This window comes from Mesorhizobium ciceri biovar biserrulae WSM1271, from assembly GCF_000185905.1.
Lineage (GTDB): Bacteria > Pseudomonadota > Alphaproteobacteria > Rhizobiales > Rhizobiaceae > Mesorhizobium > Mesorhizobium ciceri.
Genome location: NC_014923.1, coordinates 5,765,325 through 5,787,487 on the forward strand (window position 1 = coordinate 5,765,325; position 22,163 = coordinate 5,787,487).

At 58.8% G+C, this 22,163-nt stretch carries 22 protein-coding genes and 3 pseudogenes; 4 read left to right on the forward strand and 21 right to left on the reverse strand.

The annotated features are described in order from the left end of the window. Positions 1-10: 10 nt before the first annotated feature. A complete protein-coding gene (locus tag MESCI_RS27960; protein ID WP_155767326.1) occupies positions 11-151 on the reverse strand; it encodes a hypothetical protein in 141 nt (46 codons plus the stop codon). Between the two features lie 184 nt (positions 152-335). On the opposite strand from MESCI_RS27960, the gene MESCI_RS27965 reads away from it, so the two are divergent. Beyond that, a complete protein-coding gene (locus MESCI_RS27965; RefSeq protein ID WP_013533329.1) occupies positions 336-1,982 on the forward strand; it encodes an MFS transporter in 1,647 nt (548 codons plus the stop codon). 75 nt (positions 1,983-2,057) lie between these two features. On the opposite strand, the gene MESCI_RS27970 is transcribed toward MESCI_RS27965, so the two are convergent. Then, positions 2,058-3,344 (reverse strand): type II toxin-antitoxin system HipA family toxin, encoded by a 1,287-nt coding sequence (locus tag MESCI_RS27970; protein WP_013533330.1) that lies wholly within the window; start codon positions 3,342-3,344, stop codon positions 2,058-2,060. Further along, positions 3,341-3,673: a helix-turn-helix domain-containing protein gene (locus MESCI_RS27975; protein ID WP_013533331.1), complete on the reverse strand. Its 333-nt coding sequence runs from the start codon at positions 3,671-3,673 to the stop codon at positions 3,341-3,343. Before MESCI_RS27975 ends, MESCI_RS27970 begins: the two co-directional genes overlap by 4 nt. A gap of 983 nt (positions 3,674-4,656) precedes the next feature. Between MESCI_RS27975 and MESCI_RS27980 the strand changes: the two genes are divergently transcribed. Then, on the forward strand, positions 4,657-5,409 hold the full coding sequence (locus MESCI_RS27980; RefSeq protein WP_013533332.1) for a carbonic anhydrase: 753 nt from the start codon (positions 4,657-4,659) through the stop codon (positions 5,407-5,409). Positions 5,410-5,580: 171 nt separating this feature from the next. Continuing rightward, the gene (locus MESCI_RS27985) at positions 5,581-8,025 is read left to right on the forward strand and encodes an ATP-binding protein (RefSeq protein ID WP_013533333.1); all 2,445 of its coding nucleotides are present in this window, start codon (positions 5,581-5,583) and stop codon (positions 8,023-8,025) included. Positions 8,026-8,143: 118 nt separating this feature from the next. On the opposite strand, the gene virB11 is transcribed toward MESCI_RS27985, so the two are convergent. The 11 genes from virB11 to MESCI_RS28040 form a co-directional block, all read right to left on the reverse strand. After that, positions 8,144-9,184 (reverse strand): P-type DNA transfer ATPase VirB11, encoded by a 1,041-nt coding sequence (gene virB11, locus MESCI_RS27990; RefSeq protein WP_013533334.1) that lies wholly within the window; start codon positions 9,182-9,184, stop codon positions 8,144-8,146. Further along, positions 9,168-10,310: a type IV secretion system protein VirB10 gene (gene virB10 / locus MESCI_RS27995; RefSeq protein ID WP_013533335.1), complete on the reverse strand. Its 1,143-nt coding sequence runs from the start codon at positions 10,308-10,310 to the stop codon at positions 9,168-9,170. Before virB10 ends, virB11 begins: the two co-directional genes overlap by 17 nt. Further along, positions 10,307-11,188, reverse strand: a complete 882-nt coding sequence (locus MESCI_RS28000; protein ID WP_013533336.1) for a TrbG/VirB9 family P-type conjugative transfer protein — start codon at positions 11,186-11,188, stop codon at positions 10,307-10,309. Before MESCI_RS28000 ends, virB10 begins: the two co-directional genes overlap by 4 nt. Beyond that, positions 11,185-11,898: a type IV secretion system protein VirB8 gene (locus tag MESCI_RS28005; RefSeq protein ID WP_013533337.1), complete on the reverse strand. Its 714-nt coding sequence runs from the start codon at positions 11,896-11,898 to the stop codon at positions 11,185-11,187. The genes MESCI_RS28000 and MESCI_RS28005 overlap by 4 nt, the downstream gene beginning before the upstream one ends. Beyond that, positions 11,895-12,053: a type IV secretion system lipoprotein VirB7 gene (locus MESCI_RS28010; protein WP_013533338.1), complete on the reverse strand. Its 159-nt coding sequence runs from the start codon at positions 12,051-12,053 to the stop codon at positions 11,895-11,897. The genes MESCI_RS28005 and MESCI_RS28010 overlap by 4 nt, the downstream gene beginning before the upstream one ends. A gap of 22 nt (positions 12,054-12,075) precedes the next feature. Continuing rightward, positions 12,076-12,963 (reverse strand): type IV secretion system protein, encoded by an 888-nt coding sequence (locus MESCI_RS28015; RefSeq protein ID WP_013533339.1) that lies wholly within the window; start codon positions 12,961-12,963, stop codon positions 12,076-12,078. 58 nt (positions 12,964-13,021) lie between these two features. Then, positions 13,022-13,705, reverse strand: coding sequence for a type IV secretion system protein VirB5 (locus MESCI_RS28020; protein ID WP_013533340.1), 684 nt, complete (start codon positions 13,703-13,705; stop codon positions 13,022-13,024). A 12-nt stretch (positions 13,706-13,717) separates the two neighbouring features. Beyond that, entirely contained in the window at positions 13,718-16,087 is a 2,370-nt protein-coding gene (gene virB4 / locus MESCI_RS28025; protein WP_013533341.1) for a type IV secretion/conjugal transfer ATPase VirB4, read from the reverse strand. Beyond that, complete coding sequence (locus MESCI_RS28030) at positions 16,087-16,413, reverse strand: type IV secretion system protein VirB3 (protein WP_013533342.1); 327 nt, start codon at positions 16,411-16,413, stop codon at positions 16,087-16,089. Before MESCI_RS28030 ends, virB4 begins: the two co-directional genes overlap by 1 nt. Beyond that, positions 16,413-16,718, reverse strand: coding sequence for a pilin major subunit VirB2 (gene virB2 / locus MESCI_RS28035; protein WP_411908931.1), 306 nt, complete (start codon positions 16,716-16,718; stop codon positions 16,413-16,415). The genes MESCI_RS28030 and virB2 overlap by 1 nt, the downstream gene beginning before the upstream one ends. A 74-nt stretch (positions 16,719-16,792) precedes the next feature. Next, complete coding sequence (locus MESCI_RS28040) at positions 16,793-17,566, reverse strand: type IV secretion system lytic transglycosylase VirB1 (RefSeq protein WP_013533344.1); 774 nt, start codon at positions 17,564-17,566, stop codon at positions 16,793-16,795. A 1,233-nt stretch (positions 17,567-18,799) separates the two neighbouring features. Here MESCI_RS28040 and virG point away from each other — a divergent pair. After that, positions 18,800-19,525: a two-component system response regulator VirG gene (virG, locus tag MESCI_RS28050; RefSeq protein WP_013533346.1), complete on the forward strand. Its 726-nt coding sequence runs from the start codon at positions 18,800-18,802 to the stop codon at positions 19,523-19,525. A 150-nt stretch (positions 19,526-19,675) separates the two neighbouring features. Here the strand turns inward: virG and MESCI_RS33115 are convergent. The 7 genes and pseudogenes from MESCI_RS33115 to MESCI_RS28070 form a co-directional block, all read right to left on the reverse strand. Next, positions 19,676-19,810: pseudogene (locus MESCI_RS33115) on the reverse strand (hypothetical protein); the annotation flags it as partial. A 118-nt stretch (positions 19,811-19,928) separates the two neighbouring features. Next, on the reverse strand, positions 19,929-20,072 hold the full coding sequence (locus tag MESCI_RS33120; protein ID WP_245306699.1) for a transposase domain-containing protein: 144 nt from the start codon (positions 20,070-20,072) through the stop codon (positions 19,929-19,931). Between the two features lie 37 nt (positions 20,073-20,109). Further along, positions 20,110-20,532 (reverse strand): IS66 family transposase, encoded by a 423-nt coding sequence (locus MESCI_RS32785; RefSeq protein WP_245262912.1) that lies wholly within the window; start codon positions 20,530-20,532, stop codon positions 20,110-20,112. Position 20,533: 1 nt separating this feature from the next. After that, complete coding sequence (locus tag MESCI_RS33295) at positions 20,534-20,725, reverse strand: IS66 family transposase (RefSeq protein ID WP_420845284.1); 192 nt, start codon at positions 20,723-20,725, stop codon at positions 20,534-20,536. Continuing rightward, positions 20,682-21,320, reverse strand: a pseudogene (locus tag MESCI_RS32795) (transposase domain-containing protein); the annotation flags it as partial. The pseudogene MESCI_RS32795 and the gene MESCI_RS33295, both read right to left, overlap by 44 nt. Before the next feature lie 55 nt (positions 21,321-21,375). Then, a pseudogene (gene tnpB / locus MESCI_RS33300) lies at positions 21,376-21,723 on the reverse strand (IS66 family insertion sequence element accessory protein TnpB). A gap of 65 nt (positions 21,724-21,788) precedes the next feature. Next, positions 21,789-22,163, reverse strand: a complete 375-nt coding sequence (locus MESCI_RS28070) for a hypothetical protein (RefSeq protein ID WP_174299069.1) — start codon at positions 22,161-22,163, stop codon at positions 21,789-21,791.

Below are 22,163 nucleotides of genomic sequence, written 5' to 3' on the forward strand. Positions count from 1 at the left end.
CCGTACGCGGTCATGCACAGGATCCGTCACCGATGACACGAACGAACGGGCGCACGAAAAAATGGTCGCCGGCAAGCTTCATGGGCGCTGGCGTGGTCAGGCCAGAGCGATCAAAGTTGCAGACGATTCTGTCGATCAGCACGATCGGCAATGCTGTCTTTCCGGGTTGTCGGCGCCAGCATGGGAGAGCGGAGCCAGCAGAGTTCATCACCCCTCCTCACCTCGACGAAGTCCTCCTGGTCGATAAGTCCGGCCCTTCTGGTCCATAGATCAATATTGTAGCGGCAGCACCGGCAGCCGAGAATTGAACAAGCGGCCCCTCGAAGGCAATGATCATGCAGTCCGAAAACAATACCCATCTGCCTGCCTCAGCAACGCTCGCTCCCTTTCGAAACCCGGTGTTTCGCTCGATCTGGACCGCCACACAAATTTCCAGCCTGGGCTGGCTCGTGCAAACGGTGGCCATCAGTTGGCTGATGGCCACTATTTCCGCTTCGGACCTGATGGTTGCGCTCGTGCAGGCTGCATCCACCTTGCCGGTGTTCCTCCTCTCAATCGTTGCCGGAGCCATTGCCGACAATTTCAGCCGCCGATGGGTGATGTTTGCGGGGCACTGCCTGATAGCATTGGCTTCAACGACGCTGATGATATCCGTGGGTCTGGGATTTGCCAGTCCATGGCTAATTCTCGCATTGGGTTTCCTGGCCGGCTGCGGCTTTGCCTTGAATGATCCGGCCTGGCACGCATCTGTTGGCGATATCCTTCACAAAAGGGACATCCCGGCCGCGGTCACCCTGATGTCCGTAGGATACAACATTGTGCGCAGCGTTGGTCCGGCTTTGGGGGGCGTGGTCTTGGCATTTCTTGGACCGCTTGCCGCTTTCGCCTTGGCAGCGCTGAGTGATCTGGCGCCGCTAACCGCGATATGGCGCACACGATGGAACGTTCGCACTTCCCCTCTCCCTCGTGAACGCATGACGATGGCAATTCACGACGGAGTGCGCTTCACTGTGATGTCCCTGGAGATCAGGGCAGCGATTGCCCGTGCAACCCTTTTCGGCCTGGCAAGCATCTCCATCCTTGCATTGCTGCCTCTATTTGTCCGGGACCAGCTGAAGAGCGGCCCGATTATCTACGGCATCTTGCTGGCCGGCTTCGGGATGGGTGCTTTCATTGCGGGCATGAGCAATAGCTTTCTAAGGCGGATCACGTCTCAAAACAGGCTGGTGTCCTTCGCCTCCGTCGCTTGTGCGGCATGTTGCCTTTCGCTTGCACTCACATCATCGGTCCCCGTGGCGGCCGTTTCGCTGGCACTTGGCGGCGCGGGTTGGCTCATCACCTGGACTGGGATCGACGTGTCGGTGCAACTGGCAAGCCCCAGATGGGTGGTCGGCCGCACATTGTCGATCTACTACGCCTTGAGCGCAGGCGGGATGGCGGCTGGCAGCTGGATCTGGGGTACTGTCGCACAGAACTACTCCTTAGGCTGGGCTTTGGAGGGCGCCGCAGGCGCTCTGTTGCTGGTTGCGGCTGCGGGAATGCTGTTTCCCGTCGGTCCATGGGAGGAAACGGATCAGGAAAGTTCGGATTTTCGCCCGCCGGAGCTGGCACTCGACTTGAAGCCCAGAAGTGGACCCATAGTGGTCAAGGTGGAGTATCGGATACCCGAAGAGAATATCGAGACCTTTCTGGGCTACATGCGCGCCAGGCGGCATGTTCAGAGCCGTGCCGGTGCGCGAAACTGGACACTGCAGCGCAATCTTCAAACGCCTTCGATTTGGACAGAGACATTCCGCACGCCAACCTGGATGGACTTTCTACGCCTGAATCATCGGCTCACGGCAGCGGATAAGGAAATCGGTGATCATCTCCTGTCACTGCATGATGGGGAGGATTCTCCTCACACAGTGCTTTCCATCGAACGCACGACTGAGGCCGCGCGTACCCGTTCCCCAACACTCTTTTCTCGCCCTCCGAGGTGACGTGAGCACAAAACGAGCGGATCGGAGCAGACGACTTGAGGCACAGTTCCCGAGGAACAAGGGCGCATTCACCCGTTATTGCAGCGCCCTTTGGGCGGCTTGCCTTTCGCGATGTTCGAACGCGTCAGCGAAGCTATCGAGTTCTTGGTGGGTCATCCCAAGCGCCCGCCCCTCCTCACGCCATGTGGAGACCGCCCTCTCGACTTCTGCGAGGATGGTCTTTGCTCGATCGGTCTTGATCCGGAAATAAGCAATGACGGACATCAACGCGTCGATCTTCGCTTCAGGCCCGGTTTCCTCCGATATCCAGGTTTTCAGGTCTCGCACACGCTCGGGGAATGGGTTGATGTCGAAGGCAGGCGCCAAGCGCCATTGCCCGCGATCCACATGGATAAAGCCGTGATTGTGGAGGTGGTCATCGACATTGGTGATAAGGATTGAGAAGGCGATACGCCGCCAAAGCTCTTCTATGTCGGCGGCTGGCTGGCTGCCGTGCCGACGAAGCATATCGACGAGTTCAGTATAGCTATGCTCGCCAGCGTCCCCTGACTCCGCGCCGATCATGGTGGCGGCGGAGACATACATGAGTCGATTTCCGTTCGGGGTCCGGTCGAAGCGCCGGATGAGCGCGACAGGAGCGCCGTCGCTGTCGATCAAACGTGTTTCAGCAGCCTCTACGCCGGCTTTTCTGGCCAGAATCATGGCGAGCACCTCGCCTTTTGTGACAGATCGATCATCGGCAACGCTCGGAAACTTACCGATAGCGAGGCGTCCGTCATCGTCGACGACACAGCATTTCGGGCGAAGGCCCCCTAGGGACGTGCCACGTCCACGCAAATAGGCGAGATCCGTCGCCGTCTCGGTGTTGGTCTCGACGGCGTGCGTAGCTGCGAGGAGTTGACCGATCTCGATGAGGGGCGGCGTGGTGCGTCGACCCTCTTCCGCCGCTCTTTGGTAGCGCCCTTCTTCGTCCTTCAACCGCAACGCACCAATGCGGCTCATGTCGTCCACCGCCAAGAGGTAATCCATCGCATTCAGAGGCCGAGTTTCCGCGACATTTCCCGCCCGGCGCGCCTCTTGGCGACGCTTGGCGTGGTCGCGCTGGATGACACGCCGACCCCATCCGTCCGGCTCAGTGTCGGCGATCGCGTTGTGGAACACGGATCCGTCGCCGCTCTTTCGATGGAATTGAGGGCCAGTGACGAGTGGCAGACCGGGTTCGATCGAGAATCCGTCCGCTGCTTTCAGCCAGCTCGCATCGTATTCAAAAGCAGCGCTCTCGCGCGAACCCTGCTGATCATAGCGCAACGTGCCCAGTGGCGTCGCTTCCTCGTCGAGGTGAACAGCAATAGAACGTCTCATGTTGCACCGGTCGACTTCCGCACCCTTACCCTTTTGGGCAAACGTTCGGCGTCGAGGAGCAGGCCTTGTTCGTCGCGCTGGGTGTCGACGATTTTAGTCAGAGCGTCGTCAAAACCCAGAACAAAAAAGGACATGGCATAAGCCCCCATAGCAACTGTCGGGTCTCCTTTTTCGATCTTCAGATAGGTGCTCTTTGCGATGCCGAGTCGTTCCGCCATCATCATTACGGTCAAACTGCGCTTTTTACGGGCGAGCGCGATGTCGGCGCCCAGCTTGCCGAGCGCCCGCTTGACTTTGGGAGGCAATGTGTCGGTCACCGTCGAGCGCATTTTTGTCTCATAAAAACGACCTTAACTAGTTTTAGGTCTTTTATATAAGTCCGAATTCGGGATTTGTCGAGAGTTGGCCAGACTGTACCCGCCCCCCAAAAGATATCGTCCTGCACCAGATGCGCCAATCTCGTGAGCATACATCACCCGATCCCCATTCGGCGTTAGGTGAGCTGCGGACGATGCGCATGTGCCGGTGCGAACCGAGCGGGCCATGCTTGGCTCAATTCCAGATTGCTCGCCCTGAGCGGGCACGCTGTCGTGACCTTTCATCGCGAACAAAAGCTGTCGGCATCGAAGATGTCGACCCCTTATGCGACTAGACGAACCGCGGAAGTTCGGCCGACCTGGCAGAGCAACACGCGTGTCACGTTTAAGACTTGGACGGGCCAGGAGACCGAAATCGGACCACTTAAGACCTCATAAGGTCTACTCAAATTTCTTTCCACCTCGCCCAGTTCTCAGCCGCGTTGTTGTCGTCGGGAAATGGCGGACCCTCCTTTCCGTAGCCGGCGCGTCCCAAGCAGCACCGCAAATTGGGCAATGGCAATGTATGCATCCACGTCATGGATGCTTCTTTATCTAAGCAATCGATTTCTCTGGCTGTTCGATGATGAATATGAAGCGTCAGTTGGCCTGGTGGGGCCATCGGAGTTGTTGAGTGGAATCGCTTGCCCAGTGCGGCCCGGGTGCTGCCATCTTCGGTGGAGTTGCCAATGTGATCTGCAGCCGAACGGCAAAAGGCGGTCGTGGAGACAATGAGCATGGATACAGCCGGGTAGCTGGGACTATCCTCTACCGGGGGAAAATAGCTGCGACAACCGCATGTAGCCGGCGAGCACGGCCGTGCGCGGGACCGTCGGTCGCCCCTGAGGCCGCGATGGTGGCGTGCCGAACTGTTCGGCCCTGTCGCCCACATTACAGCTGCGCCCGCAGTTCCCATGCCACGCCAAATTGAAGTGTTCAGTAGGAGCCACAGCAATATGCACCGTCGTAATCTGATCAAAGGATTCGTTGCACTCGGCGCTTGTCCCATTTGCGCTGAAGCCGCGCGGGCGGCCAGCACCGAATGGGGATATGCCGGCCCGGTCGGCCCCGAACAATGGGGGCATCTGGACCAGACGAATTTGGTCTGCTCGGCGGGCATGCAGCAATCGCCGGTCGATATCAGGGGCGCGGTCAAAGCGGATATTCCGCACATCGCCATAGGTTGGCACCGGGGCGGCGGCAGAATGGTGAACAACGGCCACACCATTCAGATCAACCTGCCGCAAGGCAGCACGCTCACTCGGGGGGATCGTGTCTATGAGCTGCTAGAGTTCCATTTCCATGCACCAAGCGAGCACCACGTCGCAGGTAAGAGTTTCCCGATGGAAGCGCATTTTGTCCATAAGGACCGCAACAGCGATACTGTGGGTGTTTTGGGCGTGTTTCTGAAGCCAGGCGCCACAAATGCCAGCTTTGCCAGGCTTGCTGCCGCATTTCCTGCAACGTCAGGCGAAGAGGCAGCCGTCGATGACGTCGACCCCAACGAGCTTCTGCCGGCTTCTCTTGGCTACTGGACATATGAAGGATCTTTGACGACGCCGCCATGCACGGAAAACGTCGACTGGATGGTGGCGACGGAACCGGTTGATGTCGACCCAGCAGATATAGAGCGATTTACCTCGCTATATCCCGGAAACACGCGCCCTATCCGCGCGCCCAATCGGCGCTTCATCCTGGGCCTAAGCTGACGCCGTAACAGGTCGAAGCACCGCCTGCGCGTCATGTTGATCTGCTTTCAAGATCATAAGGATGTGCTCCGCGTCGCGTAGGCGCTTTGGGCGCTTATTTCGCGCTGGAAGCGGACCAGGACCAAGTTCGGTAACGGTGTTAAGCCATTCTCATAAGGGGGAGAGGTAGGCGTGGCTTTCCTGTTCCAGCAGCATCCGGCCGCATACCGAGCCCATGAACTGGAATTCATGTCAGACCTTCGCAAGGGGTCCATCGCGGATCAAACGCCGTTTCCCTGGGAAACATGGCTCAGTTCCGACAAAGCAATTATGATCGCCCTAGCCACCTCGATTGCGCTCTTGGTCGGGACGCAGGGCCAGCCCCCGCAGATCGATCACGCGGTTCTAAGCCAGCTGCGAACGATTCAGATCAATGACGCATTGCTCCGGCGCGACGTCGTCCGCGCTGGGACGGATATGACATTGGACTACCGTTCGGTTGCTTCTACCGGACAGGCATTGCAAAAGACTCGTGAAAACTTGCAACGTTCTTTCGAGATTTCCTCCGATGAGAGATCAGAGCAATCCAGATTGCTCGCGCAGCTCATAAACTCGATCGAAAGCAAAAAGGCTGCCGTCTCAGTCTTGGTCGAACAAAATCAGCTCATGCAAAGCTGTCTTGCGCAGCTAGCTCGCTCGATTGGTCGCCTTGGGGGGGCACCGTCGAGCATGGTTGAACTTTCGATGCTGATCGTGCTTTCGGCTGAACCGAGGCTCGTTCTGAGCAAGGCTGGAGCTGCCTTATCTTCTTCATGGAGGTTGGACGAAGCTGCCGATCAGATCGCATCTCCGGACACGTTCTCCAAGGCCGCCGAACTGGAGCGAGAGCACCTGGAAGGCTACAGCTTGGCCAGCGCGCAAGCGCAGCGCACGCGACTTTTCTTCGGTTTGGTGTCCATGTGCCTCTGCATATTTGCGATCATTCGGTTCTCCAGGCAGCCTCTGCGGACGAACCGGCTGAAAAGGCGGTTGGAGCTTGAAGAGGCAATGAGTGAGATCGAAACTCGGCTCAACGAAAGTAAAGCAAAGGACGCCTCGGCGCGCTTTTCCACCGAAGAAGCGCTCAGAGTCGTTCAACGCGTTTTCGATGCGGATCAATGCGCGCTCGCACTGGTGGATCCGAGTCTCAGCAGGCATACCGAGTGCTTTGTGGCGAACACGTACACACCCGTCTGGAACGTGGCGCTTATTGATGAAGTCGTTTCACTTGTCCGAGCCGGACGGCCAGTGTTTCGCGTCGTTCGGACCGCCCTAGGGCTTTCCGGTGTTTTTCAAATTGTTGCCTGCAGGGCTTCCGATCAGCAGGTTGTGGTTTGCATCCTTGTTTTTGAAGGAGATCGCTCACTCCCCTCAGCAGACGACCTGCGGGTTCTTGCCAGCGCCATTGTGCGTTTGAGCAACCATCTTGAACTGCAACGTATAAATACGGAACGCGACCTTCTGGTGAGTCGATGGGAGCATGTGGAAAGGCTGAGGACCGTGGGCACGATCGCAAGCGGCGTTACACATGAGTTCAACAACATTTTAGGGGCAATAATCGGCTATTCAGAGATTGCCCAAAGCCTTGTGCGTCGCCCCTCCAGAATCCGTAATCACATCGACCAGATCATTTTAGCTGGACACCGAGCCAAGCTGATCGTCGACCAGATTCTGTCACTAAGCCGAAACCGACAGCGCGTGGCAGTGCCATTCAACGTCTCCGAAATTGTCATGGATCTTGCGCCATTGCTGCGGGTCACAGTTCGGTCGGATGTTCAGTTGAACTTCAAGGTCAACGAGTGGCAAACCGTGGTCGAGGGCAGCCCAACCGAGATACAGCAGATCCTCATGAATCTATGCAAGAACGCGTCGGAGGCTGTCTTGAACGAGGGCCGTGTCGAGGTCAGCGTTTCTCGCGCCCAGGTGCGCCAAACCAAGTCGCTGGCTCAGGGCACCCTGAGACCTGGAGATTACGTTCTCCTCTCCATCAGCGACGATGGCCCAGGAATCGCAAGTTCGATACTTCCGCATGTCTTTGAGCCCTTTTTTACCACGCGCTCTGTCGTCGGCGGGACCGGGCTGGGTCTTGCTGCGGTTGACAGGCACGTGAGCGCGCTCGCAGGATGCCTTGATGTCACGTCGGCTGTTGGCCGAGGGACGCGGTTTGATATCTACCTACCGGCCTCCGACGAGGAGCCAGTCAGCGCTGACATCGCTTTCGGTCGGTACGACGGATCACTTGGCAACGGAGAAATCGTTGCAGTCGTGGAGCCCGATCCAGCAGAGTTGGAGATCTACAGGGACCAGATCGCCGCGCTGGGTTATGAGCCGGTCGGCTTCGCGACCCTCGAAGGTCTTTGCGAGTGGACCGAAAGCGGGAAGGCAGCAGACCTGGTGATTTTAGGTAGAACGCCTTTCCTGGAGCGAGGACAGGCCGAATCCGTATGCCCCACCCTCATGACGGTGCCTGTCATAGTCGTCGGCCAAATCGACTCCATGCCGGTCATATCCGCTAATCAGGCCCTCGTCCTTTGGCTAGCGAAGCCGGTCTCGTCCCGGACAATGGCGCATGCGGTTCGTACAATGATGATGGCATGATACCGCCGAATCGCTCAGCCTATCCAACCACTGCGAGAAGGCCCGTCAAAAAGATATCGAAGCAGAACAGAATGACGCGTCGACACCGGCTTACCGATCCCGAGACGTTGTTCCAGCCTTAGTGCTTGTTGAGAAGGTCGGCTACTGTCTCTCCCCGTCGCCGGGCATCGGCGGCGAGCCATACCTCTCCTACCTCATACACGTCGCCTTGGGTACGGAACGGTATGATGACGTCAATGGCGGCCGACAGCATGTCAAGAAGCGTGCGGTCTTCGACAGCGGCTCCTTGCGCGCTGCTCTTGACGAGTGAAAAGAGCTTCTTGAAACCTTGTACCGGATCAGCCCCATGAATCGTTGATATCGATCCCGCATGGCCGGAGACGACTTCACTAAGGTAGGCCCAAGCGGCGTCATCGCGCATCTCGCCAAGCAATATTCGATCAGGGCGCATGCGCAAGCTGGCTTGCAACAGTTGCTCGGCCGTCACCGCCCCTGCGCCTGCTCGGTCCTTTGGATAGAGTAAGCGGACATGGTTCTCGTGCGGGATTGCAAGTTCGAGCGTGTCCTCGATGCTGATCAACCTCTCATGCGGGGGTATAGCGTTGATCAAAGTCTTGCTCATTGTCGTTTTGCCGCTTCCAGTAGGTCCGCAAAGCAGCATTGTGAGCCGCCCGCAGACGCAGGCTCGCAAAAATTGCTCCAAGTCACCATGGTCGTAGTGCTGAAGAATCGTTTCGTCCTGCCGCTCTTGGCGCTCTTTTCGTGACCGCCATTGATTCCAACGCGAATACTCGTAGCGAGAAGAAACTTCCTTGAGTTCGGTCACACGACTTGAGGGACGCCGTATCGTCAGGCTTATTGTTCCTGAGGGTACTGCGGGGGGCAAACAGATCTGCAGCCGCTCTCCGTTCGGCAACTCAGTCGCGCAGAGGGGGCTTTGCGGTCCGACATCTTGCTTGCGCAGCGCTCCGGCGAGGATCGCGATGTCCTCCAGATCGTCATAAGACAGCGGCAGTGGATGTTTCGTGAAAACGCCGGCCTGTCGGACAAAGGCTTCCCCAGGCCGGTTGATAGCGACCTCTTCGGTTCTTGGCTCCTCAAGCCATTTCAGAACGGGATCGAGAAGCAAACGCAATTGAGGATCAGCCTCCGATTGCATTGTTGTTTCTCCGGCGTTCGCGATGTTGGGGGGATGGCGCTGCGGCAGTCGCTCTAAGATCGTATACATCCGAGAAGTCGAGGTCCCGAGCCACAAAGATGGATACGGCGTCTCCTTGGTTTTTCTTCAGGGTTGGGGGAAGGTTGATCGTCGCTCTCAATGTCGTCTCGACGGCTTGTCCACCATTGCTCTGGAAGCTGTTGGTGCCGCTTCCTCCGCCAGAGCTGGCCGCATATTGACCAGCCGCCTGAAACGCGCCTTGGATGACGCTCATCAGAATCGCTCCGCCAAAGCGTTCCCGGAAGTGATTGTCCACCGTGCCAGGCATTCCGGAGCGGCCGAGCTCGTCAGCCCCCGGCGATGCTATCGAAACGAGGGCATGGTCGGGTGTTTCGATGCGCGTCCACAGCACGAATACACGCGCATCCCCCTGCTGGAGACCGCGCTGGATCTCGCCAATCACGGTTGTCCCGCGATCCAAGAGCACGACGTTGTTGGTGGCGCCTCGGACGGCTTTAGGTAAGACGCACTTCACATAGCCGGGTAAATTTGTGTCGACCGCAGTTTGCAAAATGCAGGGAATGATCGTTCCTTGAGTAATCACGAGATCAGGGTGCGGCAAAAGTGTGGCCCGGCTCGGCTCCTGTATATCTGGCTTCAATCGGCCTGACAGATCGCCACCGTTTGAAATCTCATCTGCGGTCGCCGGAGCATCATTTTGCTTGTCTTCGCTCCGCTGATCGTCATTGGGCATTTGACCGCTGCCGCTGTAGGCGAAAATTGGTGATTCCTCCGGCGGCGGATCATCTGCCGCTGGTAGGGGCGGCGTGGATGGCGCAGGCTCTGCCGCCTTGGCCGCCTCTGCGGGTGCTGGAGGTTCGGGAGCAACCTCGATTGGCACGGGACGGAATGGCTCGACGTTGGCGTCAATTGGCGGTTTTGGCTGAGATGGTTCGTCTTGTGTGCTGGAACGACCTCCGAGCCAGATGAGCGATAGAGACGAGATGAGAACAAGAGCAGCGACGGCCAACTTCTGCGATCCCGAAACATGCCGGCGGGCCGGCTCCGAGACCATCGATCCGGATGCATGGACATCATGTCCCGCCTGTGGACCGGTTTCATTCATCGTCCCGAGCCTTTCAAAACACGCCACACGTCGGGTGTCACTGTACCGGTCGCTGGCGCTCGTCCCACAGGGTCATAAGCTCTGTTGAAAATGGACAAGACCGTGTTGCCATCTCTCAGACGCCATTCCCGGGCGACGGCGGATACTTCAACATAGTCGCCTTTGACCGTGTAATTGGCAGCGGCTTCCTTGCCGTCGGGATTGATAACGTAGAGGGAGGGTATGCGGGAATTGCTTGCGAATCCAAATACGGTCGTAAAGCCATTATCGAAGACTTCCAACGGCGCGAGCGACCGATCGCCCTTTGCGACGTAGTGAAAATTGCTGTCGTCCGGACTGGCAGCTGCGGCGGGCCGATTCAACAAATCCCGAACTCTTTCGTCTTGCAGCACTCTCGCCCGGGCCTGGCCAAGAATTGAGCGCCTTTCTGCTTCCTTTCTCCGAGCAGCAGCCTCATCAGCAGGATAGGTGAACTGCACACTGTAGTATAGATCTGGTTGCTTCTCATCGAGTTTTGGCATCGCTTTCGTTGAAATGCTGAAGACGTATCTGCGGGTACCGGACTCGCTCTCGGCCAGCACGACGACCGGCTGCGGCGACAGCATCCGGCTAGCCTTGAAAAAGAGATAATTGGCGCGCGGGAGCGCAGCCAGGTCTTTGCTATTGGAAACGGCCACGGCTGCGACGGTCTCGTTGGCCGCGAATGTGACAACCAGCGTTGCCCCAACTGCGGTCGATAGGCGCACCACTTCGTCGGGGCGGTAAGCCAGGTAGCGCATCCGAGCATCATGCTTGCCGGCAAGTGGCGTGTCTTCGGCGCACGCTTCCATCGTCAGGAAGAGTGAACAGGCCAGCGCCAGAAATGCTCTTTTTGTCATGGCTGCACGAAGCCCAGGTTCGATACGGTGTCTTGCGAGGCTTGATAGGATGTGACGAGTAGACCTCCCGGATTGGTGAGCCTCGATTGCCCAGGCAGACCCGTCAAGCGCTCGTAGCGGATGGTAGCAGTCCAGGAGGTCACTATCGGCGTCTGCCCATCGATAACAAGCGTACGTTTGTATCGGATCTGCTGAACGTCGGGACTGATGTCATTTGATGAAATATGCCCGACCTCGAGCTTGCCGCGCTTCCCAACCGTGACCTGCGGCGAGGTGGGGTTGGGATAGTTGAAGAAATCTTGATATTGCTGTTGCACAGAAGGTGCGCTGAAACTGGAGACGAGGTCATAGGCGTATTGGGCTGTATCTGCCGTGTAGCCCTCGCGAAGGCGTACATATTCCCATAGCGAAGCGTTTATGACGGCTCGGTCTTGGGTTGCCGGCAGTCGAGAGATTGACACTTCGCTGTCAACGGTACCGTCCGGCCGCACCCAGAGGAACACAGGTACGAGCTTGGCCAACGGGACCATGGCAGCGATGGTAAATGCCTGGGCGACATTTCCCAGGACCGCCGCTGCGGCAAAGGCTATAAGCGCCTTTGACAAGCGCCGCGCAGACTTCGCTCGAGAAGTTTGAAACGCTTCCACCTTCTTATAGTGAGCGGCTAGCGTTTCTCTCTCCACCAGAAGGGCATGTTCAGGAAATTTCACTTGGGCTCTTCCGCGCACTCGACCTGAAGATCCTCAGGAGTGGTTTCCCATTGTCCCGCGTTCAGTTGGAATGGCGTACCCGTGCAGGTCGCAAGCCGATCGGTTGTCTTGCAGGCCGCCAAAGCGAGGATTAGCAACAGTAGATAGCGTTTCATGTTTTTGGCACCGGTTGATTGATTAACCACCCGCCGTTTTGGCAAAGTAGCGGTTGAGGTTGCTAAGAGGTCGGTTCTCGCCTGCCAAAGAGCCGCCGGCGATGCTGCTGGCGATCGTCGGAAGCGCGATGATCAGAGCGTCGCCAGCGAGGAAGAGCATATCGAGCTCGTAAAGCCCGATGATCTTGGCTGCTGTCGTGCCCGACATTTTGATTATGATAAGCATTGCTGTCAGCGAGACTGCTTCGGCCGCAATAACTATCGTCGCAACGATGTTGAGAAGGAGAAGCAGCAGCCCGTACGAGAGCAGTTGGCCGATCCATCTGGTGGCCATGTCTCGCGTGCGATCAAAAAGGTAGCCGACAAGGACCAGGGGGCCGATCGCCAAGAGCAGCTTCGTCAGAATTCCAACGGCATCGTAGATCTCGAACGCCGTCCACAGCGAGCCGTAGAAAATCCATTGCGCTCCCTGGAAGGCAAGTATGTCCTGGCCATTCATTGTCCCAATTTCGGAAGCAATCATCTGAAAAGCATACTGGCTTGCAGCAAACATAAAGTCTAGCTTCCGAGGAATATCGACGAATGGCAAGTCGCTGCTACTTATCTTGTGAGCAAATCTTGGAATCGTGTCGTCGAAGAACGCTTCAATGTACTGCTGGTAGTTAGACTGGTCCAAGATCAGGGCAACGACAATCGACACCATGATTACGCGCGAGATACTCCCGCGCGCATCGACTTGACCACGCATGACCAGACAGCCTTGTATTATTATCCAAAGCGTTACACACGCAACCAGAGGTGCGCTGACCGCCTCTTGGATCTTTTCAAGCACGTTGTGCAGCCCTGAGGTAAAGGCCAGATCAAAGATCGTGTGTATGGCCGTGAATGGCGCGGCAATCTTGAAATTCATGGCCTGAGCCTGATTTGTCCCTGATCAGCCCAGTTGAGCCGGACGAACTCTGCGTGGTTCACGGCAGTGTGCCAAACATCTTGGCGGTGTCCTGGCGCTCGCGACGCTGCGTGGCGGCCTCCTCCACGGCGTGAAGGCTGCCTTGTGCAGTGGTCATCGTCAGCAGACTCGTGGCCTCGACATTTTGGATGACCGCATCGTGAATCTGCTTGAGGACCAGACCGTTGGTCACGGTGGCCTGCACAATATTTCGCGAGCGCGAAAGCTGACCAGGCGTGTTGTCGTTAGCCTTAAGGCGCTTGTCCATTGTGTCCAGAGTGTCGGCTGCAAGAGCTGCCGCATTGGCGGCACCAGTGATTTGCCCCTCTAACAGTTTCGCTTCTGAATCGGTGCCGGTGACTCTCCGGGTTGGGTCTTGCACAATGGTACGCGCCATGGTCGAAACCGGCGCCCGAGCATCAAACATCTGCCCCTCCAGCTTATTGCTCGATGGGTAGTGGTTTCCCTGGTTCAGTGCGCCCAGCAGACCCGTGACAGCAAATGACGACTTCAGTATCTCTACCATTTCGATCGTGGTAGCGAGCGTCTGAGCTGACTTTATAAGCATCGCCGCTGTGGAACCCGCTGTTAGGCCCGCTTGTACTGTCACTGCCGGGTCGGTGACGATTAATTGCGACCTGGCCTGTGTGCTAAGCAGAAAGGAAACAGCAAACGTCGTCACTACAAGTTTGGCAAATCTCATGAATATGCTCCTTCAGTCTTGAACTTCGTGGTAACGAGCCATGAACTCGTCGAGCCACCCGCTTGGGGCATCTCCGTGCTGGTCACGAAGCTGGTCGGCAAAGCGCACGGTGTTGGCCCGCCCCGAGAGTACGGCTACGTACTCGCGCATCTGGCCAAGGTCGAATTCGCAAACAACACTCCCGCTGTCGCGCTTGAGCAAAAACTTGCGGCTGCCAATTGCCATTCCGTGGCGGATCGCCTCGAACTCCTGCGTGGTGCACTTCAAGCCATCGACATACGCGGCCCGGTCCGCAGTCGGTGACGGGTAGAAAATCTTCGTCATGCATTGTGCAACGAGACTGGCTCCCAGCGGCGATTCCAGCACGTGTTCGGGCTGCTGCGTTGCAAGTATCAACATCCCGTTGTTCTTGCGGACGGTGAGCAAGAACTTGTCGATAACAGCCGAGAACTGCGGGTTGAGCAGATAGAAGCGAAATTCGTCGCAGCTCATGACGAACCGACGGCCATCGACAACGGCGCCCACGCGGTGCAGAAGATATGCGGCGGCCGGCGCACAGACCTCCTCATATTCCAGGAGCTGCGTCATGTCGAAGCCGGTGATGGAGGCATCAAGCCTTACTTCGTCGACATCGCCGTCAAAGGCCCATCCAAGCGCATTCCCTCTACACCACCGCTGCAGCCGTGCTCCTGCGCCCTCGGAGGGGCCGTGCAGCAGGAATTCGCGCAGGCCCGCAATTGAGCGCATCACGGGTTCGAACGAAAGTTGACGAACAATGCCACGTTCTAGTCGGCGGCTTTCCTCCGGCGAGATCGGACCGCGGCCGTCACTCTCGATAAGGGCCATCAACCATTCGCGCAGAAAGTCCAACGAGGCGGAGGTGTTGTCCAGTCCACGCAGAGGGGCCAAGCCGCTCGGAGCGCCTCTGCGCAAGGCTAGATATGTCCCCCCCGTGGCCCGCACCAGCAGTTCACCACCCCGGTCCTTATCGAAAAAGACGATGGCACCATCGCGATCGACCACGCTTTGCTCAAGCATCGCGAGGATAAAGGTCATCAGCGTCGTCTTGCCTTTGCCGACGGGCCCGAATATCGCCGTCATGCCAACGTCATTCTCATGGGGGATGTAGTCGAAAGAAGTTCCACCGTTCGTGCGAAAGCGCGCAACAGCTTTGCCCCAGTGGCCGGATGCGGAACCGTTTGGGAAGTTCTCAAATGACACGAGCCCGGCAAAATTGTGCGAGGTGATCGCCCCGGGGCGTGTGCGCCACCTGTTGTTCCCCGGAAGTTGGGACCAGTACGCGGCCTCCATACCGATACCCTCTTGGACGATAACGGCGCCCGCATCGGCCAGCCTTCCGCGGGCATTTGCTGCGCGATCTGCAAGGCTGTTGAGGCTCTCGGCATAGACGCACAGGCTCAGATGATGCGAACCCATGACGAACTGGTTGCTTGCCAGTGCGTCCTCTGCTTCGGCAAGTTCATTGATCTGGGTGAGAGCCTTGTCGCCGGCGCTCGTCATCTGGCTGGACTTAAGGCTAAGCTTCGCATGAGCTTGGGGCCGAGTGAGGAAGGAAAAGCTCTGGCTGAGCACAAGCGGGAAGTTGGCCGACAGCAAGGGATTTAGCATGCCGGGCCGCGTCGTCGCCGGATATTCACGGAACGAAAACAATGACCCCACCGAGCTGCCCCCGGGCCGTCGAATCTCAAGCGCCCGCTTCCCGCAGATGACCTGGTCAGTGTAGATCGAGGCGCCGAGTGAGCCGCTAACCATCGGAACCGGAAGAAACCGGCACGTCATTATCAACCGAAGCGCCTCACCGATTTCCGTGAAGAGCACGTCGCCTTTCTCACGAATGCCCAACCGGCGCAGACCGTAACCGCCCAGTGAGCCAGCAATGATCTGCCAGAGGTCCTCCAAGCTTCGCATTTGTGTGGCCAGATCGTTGTCATTGCCTCTGGACGATTTGGCGCTACGCCAGCCGATCTTGCCGATTGCGGTGCGGGGGAACACGACGACAGTGAGGAAATGGTCGTTGCGAAATAGCTTGCCCGACAGCACACGGCTCTCATACGCCTCGCTCAGACTGCCAGCGAATGCACTTTGAAACTGGCGCGATGCCGGCTCCGGCACATCGTTGTTTCGCACAAGATGGGCGTACAGCGTGACATTGTCGTCGGCGATGTTGCGCAAGAGAGTGTTGAACGCGCGGCAGCGCGAGTTGCGCATCTCAGCGTCTTCCAAATCAAATGGCAGCCCGTTCAGATGTGCCATGGCCATAATCGATCCATCTTCCAGAAGGACAACCTGGTCGCTCAGATGACCGACATACGGAAGGTAGATCTCGCCAGATCTCTCGGTCCTGCCACTGGCGCCAAACATCACACCATTCCTCTTCCGCGCTTCGGCACTCTGATCGGATTGGCGCTGACGCTCGCCCCGCCCCAGACCGACCCATCCACGCTTCTGCCGGCGGTCTGCAAATAGAGAAACGCCACGCTTGCGGCGTTATAGTCGCGCTCAACAATCAGCCGTGCTCCGAACCAGAGTGGCACGAGCACGACTTCATAGAGCGGGTTCTTAAGGATGATGATGACGAGTCCCGCCAACATCATGAGCGCTCCGGCCAGCGTCAGCGGCACCCCCAAAAACAGTGCGGGGCGTGTCGCCGCCACATAGAGGGTGCTCACTTCCAGCCGGTCGCTCATCAGCCAGCGCCTATCAGCGCCTTGCCCAGGAAGCTGGCGCCAAACATGATGACGATTCCTCCAACGACACCCGCAACCAGGCCAAGTGAAGCACGACCGAACATCCAGGAGATCCCGATGGCCACGAGTCCGAGCACGGCCAGTGATTGTCCGAAGGGACCAAGTATGAAGGTGCAGATATTCTGGACCATCTTGGCGGGATCCGTCCCTCCGGTCACCTGTGCCGCGGCCGGCCCGCTGGAGAAGACCGTCCACGCCACGCCCGCAGCAGCGGCCGGCGCGTATTCAGCCGCCATTCGCAGCATGGAAAAAGGCGAAGGAACACGCGTTTTAAGCGCACGAAGTATTTTGAGTGGCTTGATCATTGTATCTCCATGTTTCAATCGAATACGAGTTTGTTCGGATTCGAGGGTTCCCGCTCATCGGCAGCCTGGCTGTCTGTCGGACCGGAGGGATCGGCCCCGGAGCGGTTTGTCTGATAGGAGCCCCAGATGGCCCAGGAATTTTGGCGGGGCTGCTTTTGGTTGGCCTTTTGGTTCAGTTGGAGCAGAGGCGGCACTGCTTTCCGACCCGGTGCCTCAAGGTGTGGCGCATCTTGGGCGGTCGGCTCCTGCGTTGTCTCTGACATGTCCTTTGCGGCCAACTCGACCTTGCGTACATAACCGTTGGCAAAGCCACGCGTGACGTCACCCGTGTTATAGGCCGAGATGGCACGGCGAAGCGCCAGTTGCTGCGCCGGGGCAGTCGCGCCGCCGGCATACCGGCTTTCAAGCAAGTGGGCGGCGGCCGAAAGCGAGGCGCAGGGCTCGAAAGCCTTTTCCGGCGTGAGATTGAGCGTGGGAAAGTTGTTGCTGTTTATCTGCATCAATCCAACATCGACGGAATGTTGTGCTTCGAGTCGGTCCTTGATGCCCCGCGTGGCTTGCAGGTGGTCTATCCAGCGAAGCTGCTCACCTGTGGTGTTGTCATGAGCCACCAGCGTTTCAAAGCCACTTTCAATCTTGGCAATCGCGGCAAGGGTGGACGGCGCGACCCAGGGAGCGCATTTGCGTGACAGGCGGTGGAACTCACGGGGCGAAAGTGGGGCGGGCTCGGCTGGGAGTGACATGGATGTCAACAGAACGATGGCCAGCGGCCAAACTGCAATAAACATTCCCTATCACCTACCTTTCCAAGCTGCCCGACGGGTTCTGGCCCTGTCCGGAACACGCTTATCGGGGCGGTTTGTTACTGTGTGATGTTCAAGTTCAGCTTTTCGGCTTCAACTGAAACAAAGACCTTGATCGTGGCAGTGTGGGTGAGCATCTTGCGCAAGCGCGGGTTGGCGGATCCGATTAGCCAGCAGCGACATGCAAAGGATCTTGGTGCGACGAGTCCTGTGCGGGATTGCCCGTCCCGGTCGCCTGTTGCTTTTGGACTGTAAGCCGCGGCTTCGGCGGCAGGATGGTGATGGAATCTTCTGCCAAGGTCGAATCAAGGAGAGCATCGAGGCTAGTCCAGGCTGCGGATGCCGTGGGTCGGTCCAGCGAGAGGGCCGAAGAAGGCGCCAGTCCCCACGTTGCGGTATGCTGCCAGTTCTTTAAGAGACAGCCATGCGTGGCCCTGCACGGGCAGGTCCATCGGTTGACATCGCGAGCTCGTCTGCGCTGGCTGGAGGGGGCCGTCCGCGGGGCGCGGAAACGCAGCAGCGCAGCCCATCTTGGTGCGAGCCTGATTCAGCTGTTCGGCGAGCCGCACCCCATTTGGCGGCGTCCGAGGCCGCTGCCGACAAGAATAGTGACCAGCTCAAAGGGAGGTGTCGCGTTCAACTGATAATGCTAGCTCGGAACCGTAACCGCAACCGACCTGCCGGTCGCGCGGACCAGGGTTTGGAACGCCGGCCCCTCCCCCCGGGAAGAACTCGCTTGGAAGGAGACATACCATGGCCCAAGGCTACAGCAGCGACACGGCCGCTCTTGCGCCCACCGCCTCTGCGATCAATCAAACGCCGCGCTCCGCCACCGCTTCGGAGCCGGACGCACGAGCGGCAGGATTTCGAGTTGATGCAGCTCCGCCATCGCCAGAACCGCGGCGACTCAAGGACACGGCAGGAAACTGGGCGTCCGTGCCGTCGAAGTCGAGTGCTGTTGCCGGGCCAGCAGGTGAGCTCGAGCTAGAGCTGAAGGATCGCACGGCAGGGTCATGCCGGCGACTGGACCTGGTCTCCTGGTCACGGACTGACTTGATGCGGTCATTTGGCTGTGGATGAAAGACCAGGACGAGCAACGGCCTCACATTGGCCGCACGCAACGGCGCGTGGCAGCAGGGGCAGCTGTGGTGGGTTGGTCCAGAAGGTTGCCGGGCAACAGCTTTGGAATCAAGGGGATTCAAGATTGAAGGTGAGCCGTTGAAACATGTTCTTGTCATTGACGATGATGCCGCAATGCGACGCCTCATCGCCGAGTATCTCATGATGCATGCGTTGAAGGTGACTGCAGTCAACGATAGCAAGCAGTTCAACCACGTTCTATCTCATGAGCCGGTCGACCTCGTGGTCGTTGACCTCAACCTGGGCCGTGAGGATGGGCTTGCGATCGTCCGCAAGCTGGCGACAAAATCGGATTTGCCTATCATAGTGATCAGCGGCGACCGGCTCGATGAGGCCGAAAAAGTCGTTGCACTGGAGCTCGGCGCAACCGATTTCATTCCCAAGCCTTTCGGCCTGCGCGAGTTCCTGGCCCGCATTCGCGTAGCGCTACGCCAGCGCATTTCCAGTCCGCGAACGAAAGATCATCGCTCATTCCGGTTTGGAGCTTGGAAGCTCAGCGTCAAACAGCGGCGGCTGATCTGTGCAGAGCGTGGCGAGGTCAAGCTTACCGCATGTGAGTTCAATCTCCTGATCGCGTTCCTGGAGAACCCCCGCAGTGTACTATCCAGAGAACGGCTTTTGCTCGCGAGCCGTGTGCGTGGTGAAGAGGTCTACGATCGAAGTATCGATGTCCTGATCTTGCGCTTGCGCCGGAAGCTCGAGGCTGATGCGGCCAATCCTCGCCTGGTCAAGACGAGTCGTGGTGCGGGGTACTTCTTCAACGCTGACGTGGACGTTAGCTACGGAGGCACCTTGGCCGCGTGACAGGGGCGATTCTGGCAATTGCTGACGAGGAGGGTGATCAAGCCAAAGCGGTGTTCTCAGGCCACGGCCTTTAGCTCGGCGCCGGGGTACAGGCCAAAGGCGTAGGTCGTCGATCTGGCTGTTGGGATGGCTGTTGACGATGCTGGTGAGGACGGCGGCGAGATAGCCGAGTGGCTGGACACCATTGAGCTTGCGGGTCTCAGCGATGCAATCATCGCCCCTTGTTTGGGCACCGCAGTTCGAGCCAGCGAAGAGCGCGTTCTTGTCGTTTGAGCCCGATCGCACGGATTGAGCGCTCGACGGTGTTGCTGCCGATCGCGATGCGACCCTCCCAACGAAGCGCGAGAGACCCAATTTGAGAAGTGTGAATCGCCTTGTCGAGCGTAAGCGCCTCGCCGATCGCCTATGGATTTGGGCTTGACGTTTTCCGGAATCGCCAGGGCATGAGTTCCTCGATCTGGCTCTGCGGATGGCCGTTGATGATGGCGTCGAGAGTTTCGGCGAGGTAGGCAACGGGATTGACGTCGTTGAGCCTGCAGGTGGCCACGACGGATGCGAGCAGTGCCCAGTTTTCGGGCGCAAATTCATGGCCAGCAAACAGAGCATTTTTTCTGATCAAAGCATACTGGACGGATGGCGTTTTCGACTGGGTTGATGTCGAGCTCGAGCCAGCCGTCGTCGAGGAAGCGGGTGAGCCCCTCCCAGTGAGCGAGCCCATAGCGGATGTCTTCGGCCAACCTGGAGCCGGAGGAGATCATCGACAGTTGCTTGTCCAACCATGGTTTCAGGGCGGCGATGATCGGCGCGGAATAATCCTGTCGAGCGGCAAGCCGGGCTTGAGGCGATGCGCCGCGCACTGTTGCCTCGATAGCGTGGAACGCCGCGATCCGGCGTATCGCCGCTTCGGCGATCGGGGACTTGGTGTTACGCGCCAGCTCGCAAACCGTCGGCGCAGGCGGCTCCAGCAATGGACGAGCAGTCACGGTCCTTGCGGCCGTTCCAGGCATGTCAGCCGGTCATAGCCCTCACAGGGTCAATGAACAGGCGATCCGCGTCAGCCAGACGCCGGCGCATGTGCTCGGCTATCGGCTTGAGATCGAAGCAGGCCCGGCCTGCCCAATTGCCCAGTGTGGCGCGATCCAGTTGGATGCCCCTGGCGGGCGTAGATTTCGGCCTGCCGGTAGAACGGCAAATGATCACCGACCTTGGCGACGATGACCTGGGCGATTAGCGCCTCGGTCGGCAGACCGCCGGGCACGATATGCTCGGGCGCATGCGCCTGCACGACCGCGCTCGAGCAGCGCCGGCAAGCGTATTTCGGGCGGCGCGTGACCAGCACGCGCAACTGCGCCGGGATCGCGTCGAGCCGCTCGCTGACATCCTCGCCGATCCTTAGCCATCTCGCCGCAGCCGCAGGGGCACAGCGTGCTGTGGGCTCGATGATCCGTTCCACTCGCGGCAGATGAGCCGGCAAGTGACCACGGTTGCGCGGGCGTGAACCGGACGCGCCGTCCGAACGACCCTGGATGACCCGCTGCGCCCTTTCCTGCGCGGCGTCGAGCACGCCCTGCGCGATCTCCACGTCTTCGAGCGGCAGGTGGTATTGATCGGGATGCAGCTTCTCGGACCTGGCGCCGAACTTCTCGTGATTGAGTTGACCGACGATGGTCTCCAGGCGACGCCGCGCCTCTTCGGATTCAGCCAAGGCAGCCTGGTGCTCGGCCAGGGTCGCTTGCGTCTGGGCCAGGAGCGCCTTCAAACGCTCGTTCTCTTCCTGGAGAACCGTCAGATTCATGCACTGAAATCAACCACGTGATCTCCGAGAACGCCACGGAGACAACGCAGCTGAGTCACCGTGCCACACTCATCCGGCCAATTGCGGACGCCGTGCCCGCTCGGGGCCGAACCAGTCTCCAGTCCAGCCCTTCTAACAATGCCGGGGACATCGCCGGCGACATGCGCATCACCCCGTCGCGAACCTGCGGCCAGACGAACTTCGAGCCTCGAGCCGCTTGTGAATGAGCACAAGGCCGGTGCGATCCCAGACCAAAATCTTGATCCTGTCAGCCCTTTTGGCCCGGAAGACGAAGGCCGCCCCCGCAGTAGGGGTCGAGGCCTAGCATCTCCTGCACAGCCAATGCCAATCCGTCCATGGCGCGCCGGAAGTCAACCGGCCGGGTCGCCACGTAGATCTTCAGTTCGGCGCCCGTGCAATCATCGCGAGGCCCGAACCGCTCGGATCACTTGCGACAGCTGCTCGAGGTCAACCGTCGTTCGGATCACCATGTCGTCGATCACAATTTCCACCCTCGCGCTTGCGCCGATTCGGTGGCCTCATCGTCCGCTGAGGCGCCGACGATTCGTCCACCATCAGCGGCGCGAACATCGGCGCCATGCTTTCTGCAGTGCCAGTTGTCCCTGACGAAGGCGACGCCGCCAATCGGCGGGTCGCGCCATGCTTGCGGGCGACCGCCGCCACCTGCACCTCCGGCATCAGGCTCTCGGCGGCAATCCGGGCTCTGTCGGCCTCCGAGCGAACCCGCCGTCCCGTCGGACCGTCCAGAACCTCGAGCCGGCCTGCGCAGCCAGCTGTTGGGACGTGGTCGCCAAAAGAGCTGTTCTGCTTCATCGCGGCCAT